Origin of the sequence: Bosea sp. (in: a-proteobacteria), assembly GCF_023953965.1 — a bacterium.
GTDB lineage: Bacteria > Pseudomonadota > Alphaproteobacteria > Rhizobiales > Beijerinckiaceae > Allobosea.
The window spans coordinates 2,800,611-2,825,756 of the sequence record NZ_JAMLIX010000001.1; the positions used below are offsets into that span (position 1 = coordinate 2,800,611).

General features: G+C 69.5%; 26 protein-coding genes and 1 other RNA gene. 14 read left to right on the forward strand and 13 right to left on the reverse strand.

All coding sequences use genetic code 11. The annotated features are described in order from the left end of the window. Nucleotides 1-3: 3 nt before the first annotated feature. Both M9917_RS13015 and M9917_RS13020 read left to right on the forward strand, forming a co-directional pair. Nucleotides 4-693, forward strand: coding sequence for an AzlC family ABC transporter permease (locus M9917_RS13015; protein WP_297254291.1), 690 nt, complete (start codon nt 4-6; stop codon nt 691-693). Further along, nucleotides 690-989: an AzlD family protein gene (locus tag M9917_RS13020; RefSeq protein WP_297254292.1), complete on the forward strand. Its 300-nt coding sequence runs from the start codon at nt 690-692 to the stop codon at nt 987-989. Before M9917_RS13015 ends, M9917_RS13020 begins: the two co-directional genes overlap by 4 nt. On the opposite strand, the gene M9917_RS13025 is transcribed toward M9917_RS13020, so the two are convergent. Then, the gene (locus M9917_RS13025; protein WP_297254293.1) at nt 990-2,825 is read right to left on the reverse strand and encodes an aminopeptidase P family protein; all 1,836 of its coding nucleotides are present in this window, start codon (nt 2,823-2,825) and stop codon (nt 990-992) included. Between the two features lie 311 nt (nt 2,826-3,136). Here M9917_RS13025 and M9917_RS13030 point away from each other — a divergent pair, with 311 nt between their 5' ends. Then, a complete protein-coding gene (locus M9917_RS13030) occupies nt 3,137-3,265 on the forward strand; it encodes a hypothetical protein (protein WP_297254294.1) in 129 nt (42 codons plus the stop codon). 44 nt (nt 3,266-3,309) lie between these two features. Here the strand turns inward: M9917_RS13030 and M9917_RS13035 are convergent, their stop codons facing one another. Then, on the reverse strand, nt 3,310-4,257 hold the full coding sequence (locus tag M9917_RS13035) for a 50S ribosomal protein L11 methyltransferase (RefSeq protein ID WP_297254295.1): 948 nt from the start codon (nt 4,255-4,257) through the stop codon (nt 3,310-3,312). A 247-nt stretch (nt 4,258-4,504) separates the two neighbouring features. On the opposite strand from M9917_RS13035, the gene M9917_RS13040 reads away from it, so the two are divergent. Next, entirely contained in the window at nt 4,505-5,299 is a 795-nt protein-coding gene (locus tag M9917_RS13040; RefSeq protein ID WP_297254296.1) for a GGDEF domain-containing protein, read from the forward strand. Nucleotides 5,300-5,318: 19 nt separating this feature from the next. Here the strand turns inward: M9917_RS13040 and M9917_RS13045 are convergent, their stop codons facing one another. From M9917_RS13045 to M9917_RS13065, 5 genes are all read right to left on the reverse strand, one after another. Then, nucleotides 5,319-5,606: a type II toxin-antitoxin system HicB family antitoxin gene (locus M9917_RS13045; RefSeq protein WP_297254297.1), complete on the reverse strand. Its 288-nt coding sequence runs from the start codon at nt 5,604-5,606 to the stop codon at nt 5,319-5,321. Between the two features lies 1 nt (nt 5,607). After that, the gene (locus M9917_RS13050; protein ID WP_297254871.1) at nt 5,608-5,802 is read right to left on the reverse strand and encodes a type II toxin-antitoxin system HicA family toxin; all 195 of its coding nucleotides are present in this window, start codon (nt 5,800-5,802) and stop codon (nt 5,608-5,610) included. 127 nt (nt 5,803-5,929) lie between these two features. After that, entirely contained in the window at nt 5,930-8,284 is a 2,355-nt protein-coding gene (locus tag M9917_RS13055; RefSeq protein ID WP_297254298.1) for an ATP-dependent helicase, read from the reverse strand. A gap of 98 nt (nt 8,285-8,382) precedes the next feature. Beyond that, entirely contained in the window at nt 8,383-8,820 is a 438-nt protein-coding gene (msrB, locus tag M9917_RS13060; protein WP_297254299.1) for a peptide-methionine (R)-S-oxide reductase MsrB, read from the reverse strand. 90 nt (nt 8,821-8,910) lie between these two features. Beyond that, nucleotides 8,911-9,477: a thioesterase family protein gene (locus tag M9917_RS13065; protein ID WP_297254300.1), complete on the reverse strand. Its 567-nt coding sequence runs from the start codon at nt 9,475-9,477 to the stop codon at nt 8,911-8,913. A gap of 194 nt (nt 9,478-9,671) precedes the next feature. Between M9917_RS13065 and M9917_RS13070 the strand changes: the two genes are divergently transcribed. Both M9917_RS13070 and M9917_RS13075 read left to right on the forward strand, forming a co-directional pair. Continuing rightward, nucleotides 9,672-11,111, forward strand: coding sequence for an FAD-linked oxidase C-terminal domain-containing protein (locus M9917_RS13070; RefSeq protein ID WP_297254301.1), 1,440 nt, complete (start codon nt 9,672-9,674; stop codon nt 11,109-11,111). 97 nt (nt 11,112-11,208) lie between these two features. Then, nucleotides 11,209-14,736, forward strand: a complete 3,528-nt coding sequence (locus M9917_RS13075; RefSeq protein WP_297254302.1) for an AsmA family protein — start codon at nt 11,209-11,211, stop codon at nt 14,734-14,736. A 134-nt stretch (nt 14,737-14,870) separates the two neighbouring features. Here the strand turns inward: M9917_RS13075 and M9917_RS13080 are convergent, their stop codons facing one another. The 5 genes from M9917_RS13080 to ssrA form a co-directional block, all read right to left on the reverse strand. Continuing rightward, complete coding sequence (locus M9917_RS13080; protein WP_297254303.1) at nt 14,871-15,092, reverse strand: ribbon-helix-helix domain-containing protein; 222 nt, start codon at nt 15,090-15,092, stop codon at nt 14,871-14,873. Beyond that, nucleotides 15,089-15,283, reverse strand: a complete 195-nt coding sequence (locus tag M9917_RS13085; protein ID WP_297254304.1) for a DUF4169 family protein — start codon at nt 15,281-15,283, stop codon at nt 15,089-15,091. Before M9917_RS13085 ends, M9917_RS13080 begins: the two co-directional genes overlap by 4 nt. Before the next feature lie 10 nt (nt 15,284-15,293). Next, the gene (gene fumC, locus M9917_RS13090; RefSeq protein WP_297254305.1) at nt 15,294-16,688 is read right to left on the reverse strand and encodes a class II fumarate hydratase; all 1,395 of its coding nucleotides are present in this window, start codon (nt 16,686-16,688) and stop codon (nt 15,294-15,296) included. A gap of 7 nt (nt 16,689-16,695) precedes the next feature. Continuing rightward, nucleotides 16,696-17,256: an SspB family protein gene (locus tag M9917_RS13095; protein ID WP_297254306.1), complete on the reverse strand. Its 561-nt coding sequence runs from the start codon at nt 17,254-17,256 to the stop codon at nt 16,696-16,698. Nucleotides 17,257-17,316: 60 nt separating this feature from the next. Continuing rightward, nucleotides 17,317-17,671: a transfer-messenger RNA gene (gene ssrA, locus M9917_RS13100) on the reverse strand. Nucleotides 17,672-17,829: 158 nt separating this feature from the next. On the opposite strand from ssrA, the gene M9917_RS13105 reads away from it, so the two are divergent. The 8 genes from M9917_RS13105 (at nt 17,830) to M9917_RS13140 (ending at nt 24,175) form a co-directional block, all read left to right on the forward strand. Beyond that, complete coding sequence (locus tag M9917_RS13105; RefSeq protein ID WP_297254307.1) at nt 17,830-18,624, forward strand: thymidylate synthase; 795 nt, start codon at nt 17,830-17,832, stop codon at nt 18,622-18,624. Continuing rightward, on the forward strand, nt 18,621-19,103 hold the full coding sequence (locus tag M9917_RS13110; RefSeq protein ID WP_297254308.1) for a GNAT family N-acetyltransferase: 483 nt from the start codon (nt 18,621-18,623) through the stop codon (nt 19,101-19,103). Before M9917_RS13105 ends, M9917_RS13110 begins: the two co-directional genes overlap by 4 nt. Before the next feature lie 3 nt (nt 19,104-19,106). Beyond that, entirely contained in the window at nt 19,107-19,622 is a 516-nt protein-coding gene (locus M9917_RS13115) for a dihydrofolate reductase (RefSeq protein WP_297254309.1), read from the forward strand. A 159-nt stretch (nt 19,623-19,781) separates the two neighbouring features. Further along, entirely contained in the window at nt 19,782-20,942 is a 1,161-nt protein-coding gene (gene hflK / locus M9917_RS13120) for an FtsH protease activity modulator HflK (RefSeq protein ID WP_297254310.1), read from the forward strand. Then, nucleotides 20,939-21,871, forward strand: a complete 933-nt coding sequence (hflC, locus tag M9917_RS13125; protein ID WP_297254311.1) for a protease modulator HflC — start codon at nt 20,939-20,941, stop codon at nt 21,869-21,871. The genes hflK and hflC overlap by 4 nt, the downstream gene beginning before the upstream one ends. A gap of 18 nt (nt 21,872-21,889) precedes the next feature. Continuing rightward, the gene (locus M9917_RS13130) at nt 21,890-22,078 is read left to right on the forward strand and encodes a DUF2065 domain-containing protein (RefSeq protein WP_297254312.1); all 189 of its coding nucleotides are present in this window, start codon (nt 21,890-21,892) and stop codon (nt 22,076-22,078) included. 134 nt (nt 22,079-22,212) lie between these two features. After that, nucleotides 22,213-23,727, forward strand: a complete 1,515-nt coding sequence (locus M9917_RS13135) for a Do family serine endopeptidase (RefSeq protein ID WP_297254313.1) — start codon at nt 22,213-22,215, stop codon at nt 23,725-23,727. Between the two features lie 106 nt (nt 23,728-23,833). After that, nucleotides 23,834-24,175 (forward strand): DHCW motif cupin fold protein, encoded by a 342-nt coding sequence (locus M9917_RS13140; RefSeq protein ID WP_297254314.1) that lies wholly within the window; start codon nt 23,834-23,836, stop codon nt 24,173-24,175. Between the two features lie 75 nt (nt 24,176-24,250). Here M9917_RS13140 and serB read toward each other — a convergent pair whose 3' ends face one another. Continuing rightward, on the reverse strand, nt 24,251-25,138 hold the full coding sequence (serB, locus tag M9917_RS13145) for a phosphoserine phosphatase SerB (RefSeq protein WP_297254315.1): 888 nt from the start codon (nt 25,136-25,138) through the stop codon (nt 24,251-24,253). Nucleotides 25,139-25,146 lie beyond the last annotated feature (8 nt).

Below are 25,146 nucleotides of genomic sequence, written 5' to 3' on the forward strand. Positions count from 1 at the left end.
TCCATGCCGACCATGCGCGACGACGTCAGGCGCGGCCTGAGCGATATCTGGCCGGCGGCGGTGGCTGCCGCGCCGATCGGCCTGCTGTTCGGGGCGGTCGCAGCGAGCAAGGGGCTTTCGCCGCTCGAGGTCTTCCTGATGAGCGCGACGGTCTTCGCCGGCGGGGCGCAGTTCGCCGCGGTCGAGCTCTGGTCGACGCCTGCGCCCATCGCCGCGCTCATCTTCTCGACGTTCCTGATCAACGCGCGCCATGTACTGATGGGCGCTTCGCTTGCGCCGAAGCTCACGGGCTTCAGCCGCTGGCAGACCCTGCTCGGCCTCTACTACATGGCCGACGAGAACTGGGCGCTGGCCGAGAAGCGCGCCCGCACGCACCGCCTCACCCCGGCCTACTGGTTCGCGATGGTCGTCCCCTTCGTCACGGGCTGGCTCGGGACCTCGACGCTTGGCGCGATGATCGGCGCGGTGCTGGGCGATCCGAAGCGGCTCGGCGCCGATTTCGCCTTCACGGCGCTGTTCATCGCCCTCGTCGCCGCCTTCTGGAAGGGCAGGGTGACGTTCTGGACGGTCGCGGCCGCCGGCATCGCCTCGGCCGTGACCTATCGGCTGGCCGGGCCGCCCTGGCATGTCGCTGCCGGCGCGCTCAGCGGCCTGCTCGCCGCCTGGATCGCCGCCGGGAAGGCGAAGCCGTGAGCGTCGATCCGATCAATCTGCTGGCCTTTCTCGGCATGGCGGTGGTGACCTATGCGACGCGTATCGCCGGGCTCGCGCTCGCCGGGCGGCTCAGCCTCTCGGTTCGGGCGCAGGCCGCCTTCGACGCGATCCCGCCGGCGGTGCTGGTCGCGGTGATCGCGCCGAGCGCGCTCGCCACCGGCTGGGCCGAGACGGCCGCCGCCGCGATCACCGTGCTCGCCGCGACGCGGCTGCCGCTGCTCGGCGTGGTCGCGGTCGGGGTCGTCGCGGTGGTCGGGTTCAGGATGGTGCTGTAGCTACAGCGGCCGGCAGGCTTCCTCCAGCCATGCCTTCGCCTCGCCCGCGAGCTCAGGGCCGATCTTCTCCCTAACCGCCGCGTGATAGGCGTCGATCCAGGCGATCTCGCCGGCGTCGAGCATATCCTTCTCGATCAGGGCGCGCTCATAGGGGCACCAGCTGATCGTCTCGAAGCCGTAGATCGTCCGTTCGGCGCCGGGGATCGCCCGCTCCTCGACGACGATCAGGTTCTCGATGCGGATGCCGTATGCGCCCGGCTTGTAGTAGCCGGGTTCGTTGGAGAGGATCATGCCCGGCTCCAGCGGCGTGGTGCCGAGCTTGGAGAGGCGCTGCGGCCCCTCATGCACCGACAGATAGCTGCCGACGCCATGGCCGGTGCCGTGGTCGAAATCGAAGCCGCCCTGCCAGAGCGGCAGCCGGGCGAAGGCGTCGAGCTGCGCGCCGGAGGTGCCCTTGGCGAACACCAGCCGCGAGATCGCGACATGGCCCTTGAGCACGCGGGTATAGCGGTCGCGCATCTCCGGCGTCGGCCGGCCGATCGCGATGGTGCGGGTGATGTCGGTGGTGCCGTCCTCGTATTGCCCGCCTGAATCGACCAGGAAGATGCCGGGTTCGAGCTTGCGGTTGGTCGCTTCGCTGACACGGTAATGCGGCAGCGCCGCATTGGGGCCGGCGCCGGCGATGGTGGTGAAGGAGACGTCCTTGAGCAGGCCGGTCTTCAGCCGCCCGGCTTCCAGCGCCGCGACCGCGTCGATCTCGGTCAGCCCACCCTTCGGCGCCTCGCGTGCGAGCCAGGACAGATAGCGGGCCATGACGGCGCCGTCGCGCAGGTGGGCGGCGCGCGTGCCGGCAAGCTCGGCGGCGTTCTTGCGGGCCTTCATCAGCGCGATCGGGTCGGGGCCGGCATCGGGCGTGCCGCCGGCCTCGGCGATCAGCGTCGCCAGCGCGGAGGCGGCGGTCGCGGCGTCGAGCCGGACCTTGGCCCCGGCCGCGCCGAGCTTGCGCAACCGCGCTTCGAGATCGGCGGGCGGGGCGATCTCGCCGACCGCGCCGATCGCGTCGCCGGCCTCGTTGGTGATCTTCCCGGGCGCGAGGAAGACGGTCGGGCGGCCCTCGCGCGGCACGATGGCATAGCCCAGCGGCAGCGGCGTGTGCTCGACATCGCCGCCGCGGATGTTGAAGGCCCAGGCGAGCGCATGCGGATCGGAGACGACCAGGGCATCGACCTTCGCTTCGCCAAGCGCCTTGCGGATCCGGTCAAGCTTGGCTGAGCTGTCCTCGCCGGCGAAGGCGGCCGGATGGGCCTTCACGGGTGCGGCCGGCGGGGCGGGGCGGTCGCTCCAGAGCGCGTCGATCGGGTTGGCCGCGACCGCGACGAGGCTGCCGCCGGCTGCGGTGCCCGCCTTTTCGAGCCGCGCGAGGCCGTCGACCGTGTGCAGCCAGGGATCGTAGCCGAGCCTGCCGCCGGCCGGCAGGTTCTGCTCGACCCAGCGCTCCAGCGGCGTCTCCTCCATCCGCACGGGGGTGACGACGGCCGTATCGGTTTGCGCGTCGGCCTGGATGGTGTAGCGGCCGTCGACGATCAGCGCGGCCTTGTCGGTCAGCACCACGGCCTGGCCGGCCGAGCCGGTGAAGCCGGTCAGCCAGGCGAGGCGGGCCATATGGGCCGGGACATATTCGCCCTGGTGCTCGTCGGCGCGCGGGACGATGAAGCCGTCGAGCCCCTGCGCCGCCAGCGCCCCGCGCAGCGCGGCGACGCGGCCGGCGACGAGCCGCGGGTCGCCGGGTTCGGAAAATGACTGGAAACGGCAGGTCGGCAGAGGCGATTCGGTCATGGCAGGGTCCGGCATCCGATGCGCCATGGTCGCGCCCCGACGGCGAAAGCGCCAGCGCAAATGCGCCGGTTCGGGGATGTCCGTTCGGCGGAAGCGCGCTGCCGCCCCGTTTCGCATTGTGCCGATTGGTTATGCAATTTATGCAAAAGATAGAAGCGATGGACCAATCTCATGCGTTAAGCGCATATCATATAGATGCGAACCGATCTTCTCGCAGGTGCGAAACGATACCACTTTCGTCGCATAAGAGAACGAGGAAGCGACCTGGGCTGTCTGTCAACCCGCCGCCGACACGTTTCAGGAGTTCCATCATGATCGCCATCATCAAGCATCTCTACGAACAGATCGCCGATGCGATGAAGTTCGCCGCCGCCGTCTGGCACGACGCCCGCAGCCTGCGGGCCGAGGCCGGGAAGACCCACGGCTACGGCGACTGCTGAGCCGGACGCGTAACGGCCTCGCGCTTCGGCTGGATCGCCGCAGCTCAGGCAGGGCGGCGGGGCCTTTGGGCTGCGCCGCCTTTTTTCATGACCAGTGTCGCCCAGCCCTCGCGCAGCGAATGGCTGGCGAGATGGACGCCCTGGTGCCGATAGGCCGAGACCACGCCGGCGACATCCATCGCCAGCAGGCCGGACAGGATCAGCGTGCCGTTGCCGGCCAGCACGCGCGCGATCGAGGGGGCGAGGCGCTTCAGCGGGCCGGCCAGGATATTGGCGAGGACGAGATCGAAGCGGCCCGGCCGGTTCGCCTTGGCATGGCGAAGCCCCGGCGCGGCATAGAGATCGAGCGCGTGCGGGGCATGGTTCGCGCGGGCGTTGTGGGCGGCGACCGCGACCGCGACGGCGTCGATATCGCCGGCGACGACCTTGCGTTTCGTGCGTAGTGCCAGCGCGAGCCCCAGGATGCCGGTGCCGGTACCGACATCGATGCCGTGGCGGGGCCGGCGCTTCTTCAGCTCGGCCTCGAGCGCCATCAGGCAGCCGGCCGTGGTTCCGTGATGGCCCGTGCCGAAGGCGAGCGCGGCCTCGATCTCGATCGCCACATCGTTGGGGCGGACGACGCCGCGGTCATGCGCGCCATGAACGAGGATGCGGCCGGCGCGGACGGGCTTCAGCCCGTCGAGGCTGTTGGCGACCCAGTCCCTGGTGTCGACGGTGGTGAAGGGCGTGGAGTCGGCGAGATCGCCGACGATCGGGCGCAGCAGGTCGCGCACCGCGTCCTCGTCGGGCGGATTGGCGAAATAGATCTCGACCTTCCAGGGCGTGTTGAGCGAGAGCGTGGTGACGCCCTCCTCGACCTCGAAGGCGGAGATCGCCGTCTCGGTGGGGTCGAAGATCTCGCCGAGCAGCTCGGTGAGGCTGCGGGCCTGCTCGCCCGAGGTGGAGAGTTCGAGGACGGTCGCGACCGTCGCGGGCAGGAGACCTTCGCGCATGGCGCGGGCTTACAGCATCGGATGCGAAAAGTGGAATCCGCTTTTTTAGAAGAATCCGATGCTCCGACAATAAGATAGATCGTCATGATCGCGTCCGGCAGGACGCGCGACGAGCTTGAGCATCGACCCGGAAAGGGAAATCCGCCTTTCGAGGCCGAGGGCGCAAAATCGAAAAGGCACCCGACATCATGCAAATTGCAGGCCGGGAGGAAACCCGGCATTCAGCAATTCGCGCTATCGGCCAGGGATGGCACCTGCAGCGCGCAAGATCATCGCCAAGGCGAGCGCCGCCACCCTGCTCTCGATCGCGGCCTCGCTCGGGCTGGCGCTGACGGTGGTTCCGTGGCTCGGCGGCGTGGTCGACGGCAATGCCTGGCTGATGTGCATCCTCTGCCCGCTGTTCATCGCCTTTCCGGCGAGCGCCTGGCAGTTCCGGCAGACGCAGCGGCTCAGCGATGCACGCGCCGAGGTCGAGCGGCTGCATCGTCAGCTCGTGACGGTGCATGGCGAGCTGGCGGCCGCGCACGCGACCCTGCTCGACAAGGCGCGCCATGACGGCATGACGGGCCTGCTCAACCGGGAAAGCTTCCTTGCGGCTTTGCGACAGGCGATGGTCGCCGGCGAGCCGGGCACGCTGCTGCTGATCGACGCCGATCATTTCAAGCAGATCAACGACAGTCACGGCCATCCGGCCGGGGATGCGGCGCTGCGGGCGCTGGCACTGGCGATCACCGGAGCTATCGGCGCGGGCGATCTCGCCGGGCGCCTGGGCGGCGAGGAGTTCGGGGTCCTTCTGGACGGGATGGCCCTGGCCGAGGCCGGCCCGGCGGCGAAGCGCATTCTCGAAGCGGTCCGCCGGCTGCGGATCGATAGCCCGTCGGGAAAGGCGATCTCGTTGACGGCCAGCATCGGCGCGGCCGGGCTGGCAAGCGGCCTGACGGTGGCCGAACTGGTCGCAGAGGCCGACGAGCAGCTCTACAGGGCGAAGATACGGGGCCGGAACCGCGCCGTCTTCGCGCTGGATATGGCCGCCGTCGCCTGAGGGCGTGTCCGCCGCGCCACTACTCCGCCGCCGGCTGCAACGAGACGTCAGGAGCCGGGATCAGGGCGATGGCATGGCGTGCCATGTCGGCCGAGACATCCACGTCGGCTCTCAATTCGCTCGGTGTCCGGGCCTGGGGGAGCGAACCGCCCTGCGCTTCAATCCAGAGCGCGACGGCTTCGGGCGCACTCTGCAGGGCTTCGTCGAGTGTATCGCCGGCGGCGAAGCAGCCGGGCAGATCGGGGAACCAGATGCCGACCGCGTGGTCAGGACCCGCATCCTCGATGATGGCAACGTAATGGGTCATGTCAGTCGCGCGACCAGCCTGCCTGCTTGTAGATCTTCAACACGAGGCCCGGTCCGAAATTCTTCTTCGGATGCGGCACGACGATAGTGTCACGGATACCGGGCTTTTTGAAGACGTGGTGCGAGCCGGCGACGCGCACGCATTTCCAGCCCTCGCGTTCGAGGCGACGTATGATCTCGGCGCTGTTGTTGAGCATCGGGTCCAACTGATTCGCTTTCGACCCAATCCATATATCCTTAAGGATTTGAGACAGTAATCAGTGTTCACTTTTTGTTCTGTGTGAAAAGGGGGCGCCAATCTTTTTGATCCACAGAGTGGCTCGATCATCCCGCCTTCTGCACGAAGGAATCCAGCACCATCTTCCGCCCGGCCTTGTCGAAATCGACGGTCAGCTTGTTGCCGTCGACGCCGGCGACGGAGCCGGGGCCGAACTTGACGTGGAAGACGCGGGCGCCGGTGCCATAGGCCGAGGTGCCGGTCGATTTCGCCGTCAGCTCGCCCTCGATCATGAGCGGGCCGCGCTGGCGTGACGCGCCTGCGAAGCCGCGGCCGCTCTCGGCAAAGCCGCTCGTCCGCGCCCGGTTCTCCTGCGCGCGCTGCCAGCCCGGCGTGTCGTAGCTCGAGCCGAAGCTCTCCATCCGCTCGAAGCGCGAGGCGCCGTAGCCGCCCTGCGAATAGCTGGTCGCGGCCTGCTCGACCTCGACATGCTCCTCCGGCAATTCGTCGATGAAGCGCGAGGGCAGGCTGGTCTGCCAGAGGCCGTGGATGCGCCGGTTCGAGGCGAAATAGAGCTTCAGCCGCTTGCGGGCGCGGGTGAGGCCGACATGGGCGAGGCGGCGCTCCTCCTCGAGCCCGGCGCGGCCGTTCTCGTCGAGCGCGCGCTGGTTGGGGAACAGCCCTTCCTCCCAGCCGGGCAGGAAGACCGTGTCGAACTCCAGCCCCTTGGCGGCGTGCAGCGTCATGATCGAGACGCGGGCGCCCGCCTCGCCGTCGGCGACGTCCATCACCAGCGAGACGTGCTCCAGGAAGGCCGGCAGGTCGGGGAACTCGTCGAGCGAGCGGACGAGCTCCTTCAGGTTTTCCAGGCGCCCGGCGGCATCGGCCGAGCGGTCCTTCTTCCACATCTCGGTATAGCCGCTCTCCTCCAGCACCAGCTCGGCCAATTCGCCCTGCGGCATGTGCGCGGCGCGCGCCGACCAGCGGGCGAAGGCCTCGACCAGCTCGCGCAGGGCCGTGCGGGCCTTGGGCTTCAGCTCGTCGCTCTCGACCGCGGCGCGGGCCGATTGCAGCAGCGAGAAACCGGTGGCGCGGGCATGGTTGTGCAGCAGCTGGATCGTCGCGTCGCCGAGCCCGCGCTTGGGCACGTTGACGATGCGCTCGAAGGCGAGATCGTCCGTGGCCGAGACGACGCAGCGCAGATAGGCCAGCGCATCGCGGATTTCGGCGCGCTCGTAGAAGCGCGGGCCGCCGATGACGCGGTAGGGCACGCCGGCCTGGACGAAGCGCTCCTCGATCTCGCGCATCTGCGCCGAGATGCGCACCAGCACCGCGACCTCGCCGAGGTCGGAACCCTTGGCCTGCATCGCCTCGATCTCGTCTGAGACCAGGCGCGCCTCCTCCTGGCTGTCCCAGGCGCCGGTGATGGTGACCTTCTCGCCGGGCACCTCCTCGGTGCGCAGCGTCTTGCCGAGGCGGCCCTCGTTCCTGGCGATCAGCTTGGAGGCGGTGGCGAGGATATGGCCGGTCGAGCGGTAGTTGCGCTCCAGCCGGATCACGGTCGCGCCCGGGAAATCGTGCTCGAAGCGCAGGATGTTATCGACCTCGGCGCCGCGCCAGCCATAGATCGACTGGTCGTCGTCGCCGACGCAGCAGAGGTTGCGCCGGCCCTGCGCCAGGAGCCTGAGCCAGAGATACTGCGCCGTGTTGGTGTCCTGGTACTCGTCGACGAGGATGTAGCGGAAGCGCTCGTGATAGCTCGTCAGCACGTCCGGATGCTTGCGGAACAGCGTCAGGCAATGCAGCAGGAGGTCGCCGAAATCGACGGCGTTGAGCGCGACGAGCCGCTCCTGATAGGCGCCGTAGAGCTTGCCGCCCCGGCCATTGGCGAAGACGGCGGCCTCGCCCGGCGCGACGTCCTCAGGCGCGAGGCCGCGGTTCTTCCATGAGTCGATGAAGCCCGCCAGCATGCGGGCGGGCCAGCGCTTCTCGTCGATGCCCTCGGCCTGGATCACCTGCTTCATCAGGCGGATCTGGTCGTCGGTGTCGAGGATGGTGAAGTCGCTGCGCAGGTCGAGCAATTCGGCATGGCGGCGCAAGAGCTTGGCCGAGATCGAGTGGAAGGTGCCGAGCCAGGGCATGCCCTCGGCGACGGGGCCGGCGAGATGGGCGACGCGCTCCTTCATCTCGCGCGCCGCCTTATTGGTGAAGGTGACGGCGAGGATCTGAGAGGGGTAGGCGCGGCCGGTCGCGATCAGATGGCCGATGCGGGTGGTGAGCACGCGGGTCTTGCCGGTGCCGGCGCCGGCGAGCACGAGCACGGGGCCTTCCGTCGCCTCGACCGCCTGGCGCTGCTCCGGGTTCAGGCCCGCAAGATAGCCGGCCGCCGGCTGCGCGGCTGCGCGCGCGGCAAGCCCGCCGGGGCGGGGCGGGGGAGCGGAAAAGGCGTTCGCGTCGGACAAGGGCGTGCGCTGCTCGTGCGTGATTCGTTCTCCGGCGAATATAGGACGCCGGCGGCGGGATTGCGCCCCCTGTCACGCGCTTTCGGTGGCGCGGCGCTTCAAGCCGGTTCCGCCTCGAAATCCATCGCCACGCCGTTGATGCAGTAGCGCAGCCCGGTCGGCGGCGGGCCGTCGGGGAAGACATGGCCGAGATGGCCGCCGCAATGGGCGCAATGCACCTCGATGCGGTGCATGCCGAACTTGAAATCCTCCGAGGTGCCGACCGCGCCCTCGAGCGGCTGGTCGAAGCTCGGCCAGCCGGTGCCGCTCTCGAACTTCTTGTGAGACCTGAACAGCGGCTGGCCGCAGCCGGCGCAGGAGAAGGTGCCGGCGCGCTTCTCGTAGTTCAGGGCGCAGGACCCGGCCCGCTCCGTGCCGTGGCCGCGCAGGACCGTGTATTGCTCCGGCGTCAGCCGCTCGCGCCATTCAGCGTCCGTCAGCCGGAAGGGGAAGCCCTCGTCCTGCGGCGGCGCCCCGGACATGCCCGTCAAAGCCATCGCGATCTCCTTATCCGCCCCAAGCCCGAGGGGTGTCCCCGATATGGTGTCGCGGCCGCCGGTTTTCGAGCCCCTCGGGCGCCGCGCCGGTCAGTGCCGGGTTTCGATCTCGGACTCGCGTTCGTCCGCCGTCTCGTCGACCCGGATCGCCGATCGCTTCGGCATGCCGGTGATGCGGCCGACCGTGGCCGGCAGCGGCATCATGCTGTGGGCGGCCTTCATCAAAGCGAGGTTCGCCAGGATGTCGGGCGGGAAGGGCGTGACCTTGCGGTGGACCATGTCGACATGCAGCGACAGGTTCTCGCTGGTCGCGGCGAGCCAGCCCTCGTTGGCGTGGCGCATCTCGAGATAGAGATGCAGGCGCTTGTCGTCGAAGGCGATGAGCTGGGCGGTGACGCGGACGAGGTCGCTCTCGGTCAGCTCGCGCCTGTAGAGGACATGGCACTCGACCGCGAAGACGGAGGCGCGGCGTGTCTCGACATAGTCGCGGCTGAGGCCGACGAGCGAGAGCAACTCGTCGACCGCGCGGTCGAACAGTACATGGTAATAGGCCATGTTGAGATGGCCGTTATAGTCGATCCATTGCGGCTCGACGCGCATGGTCGAGGAGACGAAGGGCGCGAAGAACAGCGCCGGGGCGCGGGTGTCGTGCTTCATGATCGCCCTCCCTGACCGGCGCCTGGTTCAAGGGAAAGCCGCATATTTGCCGCTGCCCATTCGGCCGTCGCATGATCTAAGATGTGTGAAGAACGGTCAGCGTCAGCATCGTGGCCGGGCCGCGAGACCCTTGACCGTAACCCCTTGCCGAACCGATCTGTTCCAAATCTAAACGGCAAAACCGGATGTTGACAATGAGCTTGCCTGCCGCCGCCCGTCATGACGGCCCTGTCCCGGCCGCAGTGCTGCCGCCCGCAGCCGAGGCGATCGCCGCCGTGACGCAGGCGCTGGCCGCAAGCTTCGGCGACCGGCTCGTCACCAGCCTCGCCGTGCGCCGGCAGCACGGCCATACGCTGACCTGGATCGCCAACGAGCCGCCGGACGCCGTCGTCTTTCCGCGGAGCACGGAAGAGGTCTCGCAGATCTTGGCGCTCTGCGCGCGGCACGGCGTGCCGGTCGTCGCCTTCGGCACCGGCACCTCGCTGGAGGGCCATGTCAACGCGCCCTTCGGCGGCGTCTGCATCGACATGTCGCTGATGAAGCGGATCATCGCCGTCCATGCCGAGGACCTCGACGTGGTGGTCGAGGCCGGCGTCACCCGCAAGGAGCTCAACGAGCATCTGCGCGACCGGGGCCTGATGTTCCCGATCGATCCCGGCGCCGACGCCTCGATCGGCGGCATGGCGGCGACGCGCGCCTCGGGCACCAACGCCGTCCGCTACGGCACGATGAAGGACAATGTGCTGGCGCTCACCGCGGTGATGGCGGACGGCGCGATCGTCAGGACGGCGACGCGCGCGCGCAAGACCGCGGCCGGCTACGACCTGACGCGGCTCCTCGTCGGCTCGGAAGGCACGCTCGGCATCATCACCGAGGTGACGCTGAAGCTGCACGGCATCCCGGAGGCGATCGCCGCCGGCATCTGCCCGTTCCCCTCGGTGAAGGCGGCCTGCGACGCGACGATCCTGACGATCCAGACCGGGCTGCCGGTGGCGCGCATCGAGTTGCTCGACGACATGATGATCCGCGGCGTCAACCTGCATGCCAGGCTCGGCCTGCCCGAGACGACGATGCTGTTCGTCGAGTTCCACGGCACGGAAGCGGGGGTGAAGGAGCAATCGGAGCGTTTCGGCGAGATCGCGGCCGAGTTCGGCGGCGGCCCGTTCGAATGGGCGACGAGGCCTGAGGATCGCTCGAAACTCTGGCAGGCGCGCCACGACGCCTATTGGGCGGCGAAGGCGCTCCGGCCGGGCTTCGAGTCGGTCGCGACCGATGTCTGCGTGCCGATCTCGCGGCTGGCCGAGTGCGTCGAGGAGACCAAGCGCGACATCGAGGCGTCGGGCCTGATCGCGCCGATCGCCGGCCATGTCGGCGACGGCAATTTCCACACCCAGCCGCTGGTAGACCTCGATGACGCTGCCGAGGTCGAGCGGGTGCAGGCCTTCATCGACCGGCTGGTGAAGCGGGCGCTCGCCATGGGCGGCACCTGCACGGGCGAGCACGGCGTCGGCCAGAAGAAGATGAAGTATCTCGCCGAGGAGCACGGGGCGCAGGCGCTTGCCGTGATGCGCACGCTGAAGCGGGCGCTCGATCCGCGCAACATCCTCAATCCAGGGAAAATCATCGCCTTGTGACCGGCTCGCGGCTTGCGGAAGGGGGCGGTCGGCAATAGGCAGTCGGCAGGGCGCTGCGGCCACGACTGCCTCACACAGAAGGGACAGACAGCGGAATTTGCGTGAGAGCCTGACAGTTCTGGCCGGCCTGCTGGTGCTGGCGCTGCTGGCGGCCCTGGTCGGCCCCGGCTTCGTCGACTGGCGCAGCCATCGTCCGCAGATCGAGGCCCGCCTGAGCGAGGCGCTCGGCGTCGAGACGCGGGTCGGCGGCGCCATAGCCTTGCGCCTCCTGCCCTCGCCGCGCATCGCGCTGGAGGATGTGCGCATCGGGGCGGCGGGCGAGGGGAGCTTCGCGACGGCCGGGCGCGCCACGGTGGAGCTTGCGCTGGCGGCCCTGGCGCGCGGCGAGTTCCGTTTCTCCGAAGCCAGCCTCGACGGCGCGACGCTCGCCTTGTCCGTCGACGAGTCGGGGACGATCCGGCTGCCCGGACACAGCGGCAAGGGCATCCCGGCGGGCGCGCGGCTCGACCGGCTGACGATCAGCCGCTCGGCCCTGATCTGGCGCGAGGCGGGCAGGCCCGCGGTCACGCTTGCGCCGATCGCCGCCGAGATGTCGGCGGTCAGCCTCACCGGCCCCTGGCGTTTCGAGGGCGAGGTCGCGGGTGCATCGCTGCGCGTCACCACCGGCGAGATGGAGGCCGACGGCCGGCTCAGGACGAAGGCTTATCTCACCGGCGAGGACATGCAGCTCAGCTTCGACGGGGCGCTGCTGCTCCCGACGGGCGCCAGCGGCGTCGCTGCCGGGCTCGACGGCGCCTTCACCCTCTCGCCGGGTGGGGCGGCCGTGCTCGCGGGCCATGTCAGGGGCGGCAGCAGGCAGCTCGACCTGTCGGGGCTCACGCTCGATCTCGCCGGCGGCGTGGCCCGGCTGGAGGGCGAGGGGCAATATCTGCCCGCAACGGCCAAGGGCTCGCTGGCGCTCAGGGCACGCCGGCTCGACGCCGATGCGCTTGTCGCGGCGCTGGCCGAGCCGCAGGGCTTCGAGCGCGCCTTGCCGGCGGTGCCCGGCGTCTTCGACGTCAGCCTCGATCTCGATCAGCTGATCTGGCGCGGCGAGGATTTTTCGGCGCTCGCGCTGCGCGGAAAGCTGCATGACGGGGGCTTGAGCGATGCGTCGGCCTCCGTGCGCGTGGCGGGCGCGCTCATCGGCGCGAGCGGCAGCCTCGGCACTGACGGGGCGTCGGGGCGGCTCACCCTCAAGGCCGAGGATGCGAGGCGCGTCGGGCTGGTGCTGGCGCGCGCCGGGCTCGATCCGGCGCTGGCCGATTTCGTCGCCCGCCTCGGGCGGATCGATGCCGATGCCACGGGAGCGTGGAGCGGCGACGGCGGCCGCTTCGAGCGGCTCCTGGTCGCGGGCTCGTCGGGCCTGCGCCTCGACGCTTCGGGCGAGATCGCGCCGAACCGGCTCGCCGCGAAGGCGACCGTGAACGGGTTGTCCCTCGATGCGCTGCCGCCGGCCGCGAGCCTGTCGGGCCTGCTGCGGCAGCGCGATGTGGCGCTCGCGCTGACGCTGACCGATCTGCGCTTCCGCAACGCCCCGCCGGGCTCGGCCAATCTCGACTTGCGGCGCGAGGGCGATGCCTGGCGGCTGAGCCGGTTGTCCGTCGCGGGCTTCGGCGGCGTCGCCGTCACCGGCGCCGGCGCGCTCCTGGCCGAGGGCGGCGAGATTACGGGCCGCGTCAAGGCGCCGCGCTTCGAGACTCTGACGGCGCTGGCAGGCCCGCTCCTGCCGGAGGCGGCGGTCAAGGCGCTCCAGCGGATCAGTGACGGGCTCGCGCGGCTCGATGCGGGCTTTCGCCTGATCCGCGCTGCCACCGGCGAGACCAGCCTGACGGCCGAGGGTAGCGCGGCTGCCGGCAAGCTCACACTCGACGGGCGGCTCGACCGGGCCGGAGGCTGGAGCCAAGCGGCGCTCGGCTTCGCCATGAGCGACAGGCGCCAGGCTTTCGCGGCGCTCGGCCTGCCGGCGCCGCAGCAGGGCGGACCAGGGCGGCTCAGCCTCGCGCTCGACGGCGGCAAGGCGACCGGATCGTTGACGGGGCAGGGGCTGTCGATCGTCGTCGAGGATGGGGGCCAGGGGCCGCGCGTGAGCCTGCAGGCGGACGGGCCGGGGCAGGTCCTGGCCGAGGGGCCGGCGCGGCTCCTGCCGGACGGCGTGATCGATGCGCATGCGCGGGTGACGATCGGCGAGGAGGCGATCCGCTTCGACGCGATCACCGCCCATCTCGGCGGCATGGCGGCGAACGGTTCGCTTACCCTGCCGCGCGAGGGCCGCGCGTCGGGCCGCATCGCGGTGCCGGCGGCGGATCTGCGCCCGCTGATCGGGGCGGCCCTCGGGCCGGTCGCGCCAGCGCCGGGCGCGATCTGGCCGGTCGCGCGCTTCGGGCGCGTGGCGGGCTTCCCCGATTTCGACATCGCGGTCGAAGCCGGAACGCTCGTTGCTTTCGAGGGCGGCACGCTCCGCGATGCCGGCTTCACCCTGCGCTCGGACCCGGACGGCCTGCGGATCGAGGATATCCGCGGCAGCCATGGCGGCGGGCAGGTCGCCGGGCGGCTGGGATTGCGGCGCGACGGCGGGCTCGCCCAGCTCAACGGCCGGCTCAGCCTGACCGGGATCGATATGGGCGCGCTGACCGGCGGCGCGCTCGGCGGCCGGGCTTCGGGGCAGGTCGAGTTCGGCGGCTCGGGCGAGACGCCGGCGCGGCTCGTCGCGGGCCTGAGCGGCGCCGGCAGCCTGAGGCTCACGGATGCGCGTCTTTCCCGCTTCGATCCGGGCGCCTATCAGCGGATCATCGCCGGCACCGGCGAGGATGCCTCCGAGAGCGATGCCGGCCGCCTCAGCGAGCGCCTGAACGAAGCGCTCGACCGCGACGCCTGGGCGCTGGGCGAGATCACGGCGCCGTTCACGCTGGCCGGCGGACTGATCCGGCTCCAGCCCTTCGCCTTCGCGCGCAACGGACTGCGCGCCGAGGCGAGCGGCATCCTCGACCTCAGGGCGCTCAGCGCCGATCTCAGGCTCGGCCTGAAGCCGCTGGGGCCTCTGCCGAAGGGCTGGCCGGGCGATGCGCCGCAGATCGGCATCGTCTGGCGCGGGCCCTTGTCGAATCTGAAGCGCGAGAGCGATGTCAGCGCGCTGTCGAACACGGTGGCGGCGCGGGCGCTGGCGCGCGAGATCGAGCGGGTCGAAGCCTTCGAGGCCGATGCGCGCGAGCGGGCGATGCATGCGCGGCGCCTGCGGGCCGAGCGCGAGATGCGCGAGAACGAGCGCAAGCTCAACGAGTTCCTCAAGGCCGAGGAGGAGCGGCGGCGGATTGAGGAGGAGAAGCGGCAGGCGGAGGAGAAGCGCGCGGAGGAGATAAGGCGTGCCGAGCAGGCACGGGCCGAGCAGGAGGCGCGCCGGCGGGCGGAGGCCGAGGAGCGCGCCCGCGCCGCCGCCGAGCGGGCGGCGCCGCAGCCGGCTCCGCAGCCGCAGCCCGGCCCGCTCGTCCTGCCGGGAGCCCCTCTCGAGAGCTCGCCGGAAGGGGCGGTGCAGCCGCCTGTGCCGATCCAGCCCGCGCCGCAGCCGCGCAGCCAGCCGGCGCCTTGAGAGGTTGATTCAGGCGCTTCGCGAGATGATTCCGGGTCTCGATGTAAGGCGTTGAAATAACGCCGTTTTCGTTCCACCCCCGTCATTCCGGGTTCTTCGCTGCGCGAAGCCCCGGAATGACGGGGGTATGGACCCTAAAGACCCGCCAGCCTGCGATAATGGGCGAGCGCATGGAGCCTGAGCGCGGAGGAGAGGTTCGTTTCGCCCCGGCCGGAATCGACCTCGGCGACGAGGGCGGCGAGCGGGCGGCCCTCGCTTGCCGCGATCTCCTTCAGCGCCTCCCAGAAGGGGGCTTCCAGCGAGAGGCTGGTGCGGTGGCCGGCGATGCTGAGCGAGCGCTTGCGCTCAGGCCTCATGCCGGCTCCGGCTCGTCGCGGTCGAGCCTGTGGCCGTCGATATGGCGGGCGGCCTTGTCGCGCTCGGCCTCGGTCAGGGCGCGCTCGGCCTTGGTCCGGCCGAAGGCGATGCGGTTCTGCGCGGCGGTCTTTTCGGCCTCGGCGCGCGCCTTCTGCTTGCGGACCTGACGGAGATTGACGATCTCGGCCATGGGATGCTCCTCAGGCCGGGCCGAGCATCAGCTCGGGCTTGACCGTAGAGTCGAACAGCGCGGCGTCGACGCCGGCCTTGAGCGCCTCCTCGCGCAAGGTCGTGCCGTTGTGATGCGCCGCCTTGGCGATGCCGGCCGCCTTGTCGTAGCCGATCGCCGGCGCCAGCGCCGTCACCAGCATCAGCGAGCGCGAGAGCAGGTCCTCGAGCCGCGCCTCGTTGGCCTCGATGCCCTCGACGCAGTTGACCCGGAAGCTCTCGGCCGCGTCGGCCAGCAGCCGCACGGACTGAAGGAACGCCGCCGCGATCACCGGCTTGAAGACGTTGAGCTCGAAATGGCCCTGGGAGGCGGCGAAGCCGATCGTCGCCTGGTTGCCGTGGACGCGGGTCGCGACCATGGTCAGCGCCTCGGCCTGCGTCGGATTGACCTTGCCGGGCATGATCGAGGAGCCGGGCTCGTTCTCCGGCAGGCTGATCTCGCCGAGCCCCGAGCGCGGGCCGGAGCCCATCAGGCGGATGTCGTTGGCGATCTTGAACAGGTCGGCGGCGAGTGCGGCGAGCGCGCCATGGGCAAAGGCCAGCGCGCCATGGCTCGCCAGCGCCTCGAACTTGTTGTCGGCGCTGCGGAAGGGCAGGCCGGTCAGCGTCGCGATCTCCGCAGCGAAGCGGGCGGCGAAATCGGGATGGGCGTTGAGGCCGGTGCCGACCGCAGTGCCGCCCTGCGCCAATGCATGGAGCCCGCCGAGCGCCGCCTCGATCCGCGCGATGCCGAGATCAAGCTGCATCGCATAGCCGGAGAATTCCTGGCCGAGCGTGACCGGGGTCGCGTCCTGGAGATGGGTGCGGCCGATCTTGACGAGGTCCCTGAAGGCTTCGGCCTTGGCGGCGAGCGCCCGTTCGAGGCCGCGCAACGCCGGCAGGAGCCGCTGCGTGATCTCGAGCGCCGCGGCGACATGCATCGCGGTCGGGAAGGAATCGTTCGAGGACTGGCCGCGATTGACGTGGTCGTTGGGATGGACCGGGCTCTTGGCGCCGCGCCCCGCGCCGAGCAGCTCGTTGGCGCGGTTGGCCAGCACCTCGTTGGCGTTCATGTTGGACTGGGTGCCGGAGCCGGTCTGCCAGATCACCAGCGGGAAATCGCCGTCGAACCGGCCGGCGAGCGCCTCGTCCGCCGCCTTTCCAATCGCCTCGGCGACGCGCCGGTCGATGAGGCCCAGTCCGGCATTGACGGAAGCCGCCGCCTTCTTGACCAGCACCAGCGCATGGACCAGCGGCAGCGGCATACGCTCGCTCTCGCCGCCGATGCGGAAATTCTCCAGCGAGCGCTGCGTCTGCGCGCCCCAGTAGCGATCCGCCGGAACCGCGATCGGGCCGAAGGAATCGGTTTCGGTGCGCGTCTCGCTCATGGCGTCGTCAGGGCTTCTTGCGGAAGGAATCGAGGCTGACCACCTCGGCGCCGGCCCGGCTCTCGCCCTCGGCGGAAGCCGGCTCGGCCTTTTCGGCCGCGACGGACTCGGCGGCGGGCGCCCTGCCCTTGGCGGCCGGCAGGATCCTGGCAGGGGCGGGCTGAGCCTCCGGCGGCGCAGCCTCGGGCGCGGCGGCGGCCTCCTCGGCCTCGCCCTGCGCCTCGAATTTCAGGCCGAACTGGACGGAAGGGTCGAAGAAGGTCGAGATCGCGTCGAAGGGCACGAGCAGCCGCTCCGGCACGCCCGAGAAGGACAGGCCCACCTCGAAAGCGTGGTCGCTGACGCTCAAATCCCAGAACTGGTGCTGCAGGACGATCGTCATCTCCTCGGGATGCTTCTCGCGCAGGCGCTGCGACAGGCGCACGCCCGGCGCCCCGGTCCGGAAGGTGACGTAGAAATGATGCTCGCCGGGCAGCCCGTCGCGCGCCGCCTCCGCCAGGATCTTGCGGACCACGCCCTTCAGCGCGTCCTGCACCATGAGATCGTAACGCAGAACATCCTTGGACATCGGATAGCGGTTTCCGCTTGTTGCTCCGGCGGGAACAGCCGGCAGGCAGTCAGGAATAGAAGTGGAGGCTTCTGTTGCCAGGCGCCTCCGGGCCCCGCCTTACGCGGCTAAACGCAAGGGCTTTGGTTTGGGAACCGGCACCGCTTACGCGGCGACAGCAACCCGAGCATCGTTGTCGTTGGCAACTATGCTTTGGCCCGATAACGGCGGAACCATGCCGAGCAAAAGGATAACCTTTACACCCTCGTCGATCCTATTTCGCCCCCGCCGAAACCCTGCTTCCCAGGGCTTTGGTGGAGGCGCCGGGTACCGCCCCCGGGTCCGAAAGGCTTATTTCGAGATCCGTTTATCGCCATAGCCGTTCTTGCGAGCGGCACTGACGAATATAGGCAAGGCCGCGGCGTCGGGAAAGGGTTCTCGTGCGTTTTCGACGAAGGGTGCGGCATCGCCGCCTCAGTCGCGAATGCGTCCATTTCCGGAGTCGGCGCGCGGGGCTCGCGCCACGCCGCAAAGGCTGGGGATGCCGGGACGCCGGACGGGCCAAGCGCTTCCCGAGCCGCTATAGTCACCGCCATGCGCCCGTATCACGACCTCATCCGCCGCGTCCTGAGCGAGGGCGTCCGCAAGGACGACCGCACCGGCACCGGCACGCTCGCCGTCTTCGGCCACCAGATGCGCTTCGACCTGGCGGAGGGGTTTCCGCTGGTGACGACCAAGAAGCTGCACCTGAAATCGATCGTCCACGAGTTGATCTGGTTCCTGCGCGGCGACACCAATATCGGCTATCTCAGGGAGAACGGCGTCACCATCTGGGACGAATGGGCCGATGCCAACGGCGATCTCGGCCCGGTCTACGGAAAGCAATGGCGCTCCTGGGCGGCGCCGGACGGTGGGGTGATCGACCAGATCGCCTGGGTCGTGAACGAAATTCGCCGCAACCCGGATTCGCGCCGGCTGATCGTCTCGGCCTGGAACCCGGCCGACATCCCGAAGATGGCGCTGGCGCCCTGCCACTGCCTGTTCCAGTTCTTCGTGGCGGATGGCAAGCTCTCCTGCCAGCTCTACCAGCGCTCGGCCGACGTCTTCCTCGGCGTGCCGTTCAACATCGCGAGCTATGCTCTCCTGACGCATATGGTGGCGCAGGTGACGGGGCTCGGCGTCGGCGCCTTCGTCCATTCCTTCGGCGACGCGCATCTCTACGTGAACCATCTCGATCAGGCCCGGCTGCAATTGTCCCGCGAGCCGCGGCCCCTGCCGAGGCTTTCGCTCAACCCGGCGGTGACGCGGCTGGAGGATTTCCGCTTCGCCGACGTGACGATCGACGGCTACGATCCCCATCCCGCGATCAAGGCGCCGATCGCCGTATGACGTTCACCATCCGCCCCGCCCGCCCCGGCGAAGCCGGGCTCGTGCTCGATTTCATCCGCGAGCTTGCCGTCTACGAGAAGCTGCTGCACGAGGTCGTCGCGACCGAGGCCGGGATCGCGGCCGCCCTGTTCGGGCCGGAGCCGAAGGTGTTCTGCGACATCGCCGAATGGGAGGGCGAGCCGGTCGGCTTCGCGGTCTGGTTCTACACCTATTCGACCTTCAATGGCCGGCACGGCATCTGGCTGGAGGACCTCTATGTCCGGGCGGCTGCGCGCGGGCGCGGCATCGGCAAGGCGCTGATCGCGGGGCTGGCGCGACGCTGCGTCGCGGAGGGTTTGCCGCGGCTCGCCTGGTGGGTGCTGAACTGGAACGAGCCTTCGCGCGTTTTCTATCGCGCGCTCGGCGCCGTGGCGCAGGACGAGTGGACCGTGAAGCGGCTGGAGGGCGAGGCGCTGGCGCGGCTCGGCGCGGAGGGTTGAACCATGGAGAAACGTCCGATCGTGCTGATCGCGGCTGTCGCCGACAACCATGTGATCGGCGACGACAACCGGCTGATCTGGCGGCAGAGGGCCGATCTCAGGCGCTTCCGCAGCCTGACGCTGGGGCGTCCCGTCCTGATGGGCCGCAAGACCTTCGCCTCGATCGGCAAGCCGCTGCCGGGGCGTGAGACCATCGTGCTGACCCGCGATGCGGGCTTTGCGGCGCAAGGGGTGCATGTCGCCCGCTCGCTCGACGAGGGGCTCGGCATCGGGCAGCGGCTGGCGGCGGAAAGCGGGGCCGATTGCCTCGTCGTCGCCGGCGGCGCCGAGGTCTACCGGCAGGCGCTGCCGCTGGCCGACCGGCTGGAGCTGACCCTCGTCCATGCCAGCCCGCGCGGGGACGCGCTGTTCCCCGACTGGGAGCGCGAGGCTTTCCGCGCCGGCGCCAACGAGCACCACCCCGCCGACGCCGAGAACGAGCACGCCTATACCTTCGTCACCTGGAGCCGGCGCGGCTGATCGCCGCTTTCCATTCACGATGAATGGCTTGCACCGTTGACGAATCCGTGGCCCATGACCAAGTCAGCGCAGCGCCTTCGACCGAGGGCGCTGACAAGCGGCCGCCATTCGCCTATGGCTCGGCCTCGACATAAGCAAGCGAGAGGGAACGGCTCGAGAATGCCTTGGAGCAATCAGAGCGGCGGTGGCAGCGGCGGGGGAGGTCCCTGGGGTCAGCGCGGAGGTAGCGGCGGCGGCGGTCCCTGGGGCGGCGGTTCCGGCGGTGGAGGCAACGGCAACCCGCCCGATCTGGAGGAGATCCTGCGGCGCAGCCAGGACAGGCTGAAGAACCTCGTGCCGGGCGGCAATATCGGCGGGCGCGGGCTCCTCATCGGCGCGCTCGCGCTGATCTTGGTCTGGCTCGGTTCCGGCGTCTATTTCGTGCGGCCCAACGAGGTCGGCCTCAACGTCGTCTTCGGCCGCTTCACCGGCAAGACCGGCGAAGGCATGAACTGGAACTGGCCCTATCCGGTCGGCAACGTGATCAAGCCGCAGGTGACCAACGTCATCACCACCGAGGTCGGTTTCCGCACGGTCGAATCGGTGAGGGCCTCGCGCCAGACCGACGTCACCGAGGAGAGCCTGATGCTCACCGGCGACGAGAACATCGTCGACATCGATTTCATCGTGCAGTGGCAGATCGACCCGGCCCAGCCCGAGAACTACGTCTTCAACATCCAGGATCCGTCGGGCACGGTGAAGGCCGTGGCCGAGAGCGCGATGCGCGAGATCATCGGCAAGCGCAACATCCAGCCGGTGCTGACCACCGATCGCGGCGCGATCGAGGCCGAAGTGCGCCAGCTGATGCAGGACACGCTCAACGGCTACAATGCCGGCGTGCAGATCCGCCTGGTCCAGCTCCAGAAGGTCGATCCGCCGCAGCAGGTCATCGACGCCTTCCGCGACGTCCAGGCGGCGCGCGCCGACCAGGAGCGCCTGCGCAACGAGGCGCAGACCTATGCCAACCGCGTCGTGCCCGAGGCCCGCGGCCGGGCGGCGGCCCTGGTCCAGTCGGCCGAAGCCTTCAAGGAGCAGACCGTCGCCGAGGCGCGCGGCCAGGCGAGCCGCTTCAACGCGGTCTACGAGCAATACAAGAACGCTCCGGGCGTGACGCGCGAGCGTCTCTTCCTGGAGACGATGGAACGCGTGATGGGCGGGACCGACAAGATCATCCTCGACTCGACGGGCAACGGGCAGGGCGTGGTGCCCTATCTGCCGCTCGACCAGATCCAGCAGCGCCGCCCGGCGCCCACGCAGCAGCAGGGAGGGACCCAGCGATGAACGCTTCCGTCCTGCGCGCGACGCTTCTCGTCGTGGTCGCCGCCGCCGCCGTCCTGTTCTATGCCTGCACCTTCGTGGTCTCGCAGACGCAGTCGGCGCTCGTCCTGCGGCTCGGCGCGGTGCGCAGCGTCGTCACGGCGCCCGGGCTCTACTTCAAGCTGCCAGCGCCCTTCGACCAGGTGACCACGCTCGACAACCGCATCCTCGATCTCGACCTGCCGGCCCAGGAAATCATCGCCTCGGACCAGAAGCGCCTCGTCGTCGATGCCTTCACCCGCTACCGGATCTCCGATCCGCTGCGCTTCTACCAGGCGGTCAACAACATCCCGCGGGCGAATTCGCAGCTCGCCTCGATCGTGAACGGCAATGTCCGCACCGTGCTGGCGGAGGCGAGCTTCATCGCGATGGTGCGCACCGAGCGCTCGCGGCTGATGAACCGCATCCGCGACGACGTGAACCGCGAGGCCGCCCGCTTCGGCATGTCGGTGGTCGACGTCAGGCTCAGGCGCGTCGACCTGCCGGCGGCGAACTCGGCGGCGGTGTTCCAGCGCATGCAGACCGAGCGCCAGCGCGAGGCGGCGGAAGCGCGCGCGCTCGGCGGCCAGCAGGCACAGGAGATCAAGGCGCGGGCCGAGAGGGATTCCACCGTGATCGTCGCCGAGGCGCAGCAGCGCTCCGACGAGATCCGCGGCGAGGGCGAGGGCGAGCGCAACAAGATCTTCGCCGAAGCCTTCGGCAAGGATCCGGACTTCTTCGCCTTCTACCGCTCGATGCAGGCCTATGAAGCCAGCATCAGGGCGGGGGACACGCGGATGGTGCTGACGCCTGATTCGCCGTTCTTCCGCTTCTTCAACGGCCCCAACCCCCCGCGCCAGGACGGGCAGGGCGCCGCGGCGGCCCCGGCCGCGCCCGCGCCGGCCCGGCCCTGATCGCGGCGGGCGACGCGGATGCTCGATTTCGTCGCGGCGCTCGGTCTGGTCTTCGCGATCGAGGGCATTCTTTTCGCGGCGATTCCGCATCTGGCGAAGGATGCGCTGCGCAGCGCGGCGGAAACCCCGCCGGAACGGATGCGGCTGATCGGGCTTTGCTCGGCGGTGCTGGGCGTGGTCCTGGTCTGGCTCGCGCGTGGCGGCTGAGGGAACGGCGGGCACGCGATCGTGTTCGATGACATGATCGTGCGTCGCCCTTCCGCCGCATTTCGGAGTTCAATCATCAGGCGTGTGCGCCTTGCGCCGAAGGCGCCTCTCATCTTTCCGACATGAGGACACCCATGGCATCGAATACCCTTCCCGCAGCCCGGTCCGTCCGCATCGCTCTCGCCGCTGGCGTGGCCGGGCTTGCGCTGCTGGCCTCGCCGCTGTCGGCGCCGGGGCAGGCGCAGGCCAACACACCGCTGCTCCAGGGGCAGACCTCGCTTGCCGACCTCGTCGACCGGGTGATGCCGGCGGTGGTCAACATCGCGGCCGTCACCACCAGCGACCAGAAGGGGCGCAACCTCCCGCAGCTGCCGCAGCTTGGTCCCGACACGCCCTTCGGCGACCTGTTCGAGGAGTTCTTCAACCGCCGCAACCAGCAGGGCGAGCGCCAGGCGCCGCAGCAGCGGCGCTCGCAATCGGCCGGCTCCGGCTTCGTGGTCGATCCCTCCGGCATCGTCGTGACCAACAACCACGTCATCGGCGACGCCAACGAGATCACCGTGGTGTTCAGCGATGGCTTGAGGCTCAAGGCCGAGGTGATCGGCAAGGACAGCAAGGTCGATCTCGCCGTGCTGCGCGTGAAGCACGACAAGCCGCTGCCCTTCGTCAAGTTCGGCGATTCGGACAGGATGCGGATCGGCGATCCGGTGATGGCGATCGGCAACCCGTTCGGGCTCGGCGGCTCGGTCTCTTCGGGCATCGTCTCGGCCCGCAACCGCGACATCAGCCAGGGTCCCTACGACACCTATATCCAGACCGACGCGGCCATCAACAAGGGCAATTCCGGTGGGCCGCTGTTCAACATGGCCGGCGAGGTCATCGGCATCAACACGGCGATCCTGTCGCCGACGGGCGGCTCGGTCGGCATCGGCTTCGCGGTGCCCTCGACGCTGGCGACCAACATCGTCGACCAGCTCAAGGAGTTCGGCGAGACCCGGCGCGGCTGGCTCGGCGTGCGCATCCAGAACGTCGACGACGCGACTGCCGAGGCGCTGGGCCTGGGGACCGCGCGTGGCGCCCTCGTCGCCGGCGTCGACGACAAGGGCCCGGCCAAGCCCGCCGGCATCGAGACCGGCGACGTGATCGTCAAGTTCGACGGCAAGGACGTGAAGGATTCGCGCGACCTGCCGCGCATCGTCGCGGCGACGCCGGTCGGCAAGGACGTGCCGATCGCGCTGATCCGCAAGGGCAAGGAAGAGATCAAGACGGTCAAGCTCGGCCGCCTCGAGGACGGCGAGAAGGTCGAGACGGCCTCGGCGAGCAAACCCGCCGAGCCGGCGAAGCCCGCCGCCGCCAGCGCGCTCGGCCTCGAATTCTCAGGCCAGACCGAGGAGCTGCGCAAGCGCCATACGATCAAGGACGGCCTCAAGGGCGTGGTCATCACCAAGGTCGACGCCAATTCGAACGCCGCCGACAAGCGCATCCTCGCCGGCGAACTGATCGTCGAGGTCGGCCAGGAGCCGGTCGAGACGCCGCAGGACGTGACGAGGCGCCTCGACACGCTGAAGAAGGAGGGTAAGAAATCCGCCCTCCTGCTGGTCTCGAACGGCCAGGGCGAGGTCCGCTTCGTCGCGCTCTCGATGAACTGAGACCGGAGATATTGCCGGAATGCGACAGGGCGGTTCGACAGGGCCGCCCTTTTTCGTGCCGCCGTCGCCATAAAGGGATCAGATACGGCACACCGGAGACAGCGACATGAAGATCAGCGAAATCCCCTTCGTCACCACCGACTGGTCCACGGTTCCGGTGGAGCACCATGCCGGCGACGTCGGCGAGGCGACCTGGCGCGTCCAGTATTTCGGACCGCAGGACAACCGCATCCGCGTGCGGATGGTCGAGTATTCGCCCGGCTACGTCGCCGACCACTGGTGCTCGAAGGGGCACATCATCCTGTGCCTCGAAGGCGAGATGGAGACCACGCTCGCCGATGGGCGCGTGATGCCGCTCAGGGCCGGCATGACCTATCAGGTCGCCGACGGCGCCGAGGCCCATCGCTCCACGACGAAGACCGGCGCGAAGCTCTTCATCGTCGATTGACGGGCTATCTGCCGAAGGCAGGTCACCCCGGATCTCCGCCTCGCCGACGTCCGGGATGACCCGGAGTTTCTGCAATCAGCTCCGGACGATCTCGGACCCGGTATAGCCCTGGGCGTAGAGCAGGGCGGTGAGATCGGCATGGTCGAGGCGGGCGTCCGCGGCGGCGGCGACCGCCGGCTTGGCGCGGAAGGCCAAGCCCAGCCCCGCCTCGCCCAGCATGGCGAGGTCGTTGGCGCCGTCACCGACGGCCAGCGTCTGCGCGGGAGCGAGCCCGAGGCGCGTGCGCAGCGCGATCAGCGCATCGAGCTTGGCCTGCTTGCCGAGGATCGGATCGGCGACCCGGCCGGTCAGCAGGCCGTCTTCCGCGATGAGGGTGTTGGAGCGGTGCTCGTCGAAGCCGATCGTCGTGCTGATCGGCCCGGTGAAGACGGTGAAGCCGCCCGAGACCAGCGCGGTGTAGCCGCCATGGGCGCGCATGGTGCGCACGAGCTCGCGCCCGCCCGGCGTCAGCGTGATGCGGTCGCGGATGATCTCGCCGATGACGGAGAGCGGCACGCCCTTCAGGAGGCCGACGCGCTCGCGCAGCGCCGGCTCGAACTCGATCTCGCCACGCATCGCCCGCTCGGTGATGGCCGCCACATGCTCCTTCAAGCCCACGAAGGCGGCGAGCTCGTCGATGCATTCCTGGCCGATCATGGTCGAATCCATGTCGGCGAGGAACAAAGCCTTGCGGCGGCTTGCCGCCGGCTGGACGACGATGTCGATCGCCGCGCCCTCCAATGCTTCCCGGACGGCCGCTTCGAGCTTGCGCGCATCGGCTGCTTCCGCGAAGAGGTCGGCGGCGACCGCGCCGTCGAGCGCGGCGGTGCGGGCGATCCCGGGGACAGTGCGGGCGAGGCGGGCGAGGAGCGCCTCGCCAACCAGCGCCTGGCCGTGGGCGGATACGAGGGTGGCGACGAGCATGCGGGGAA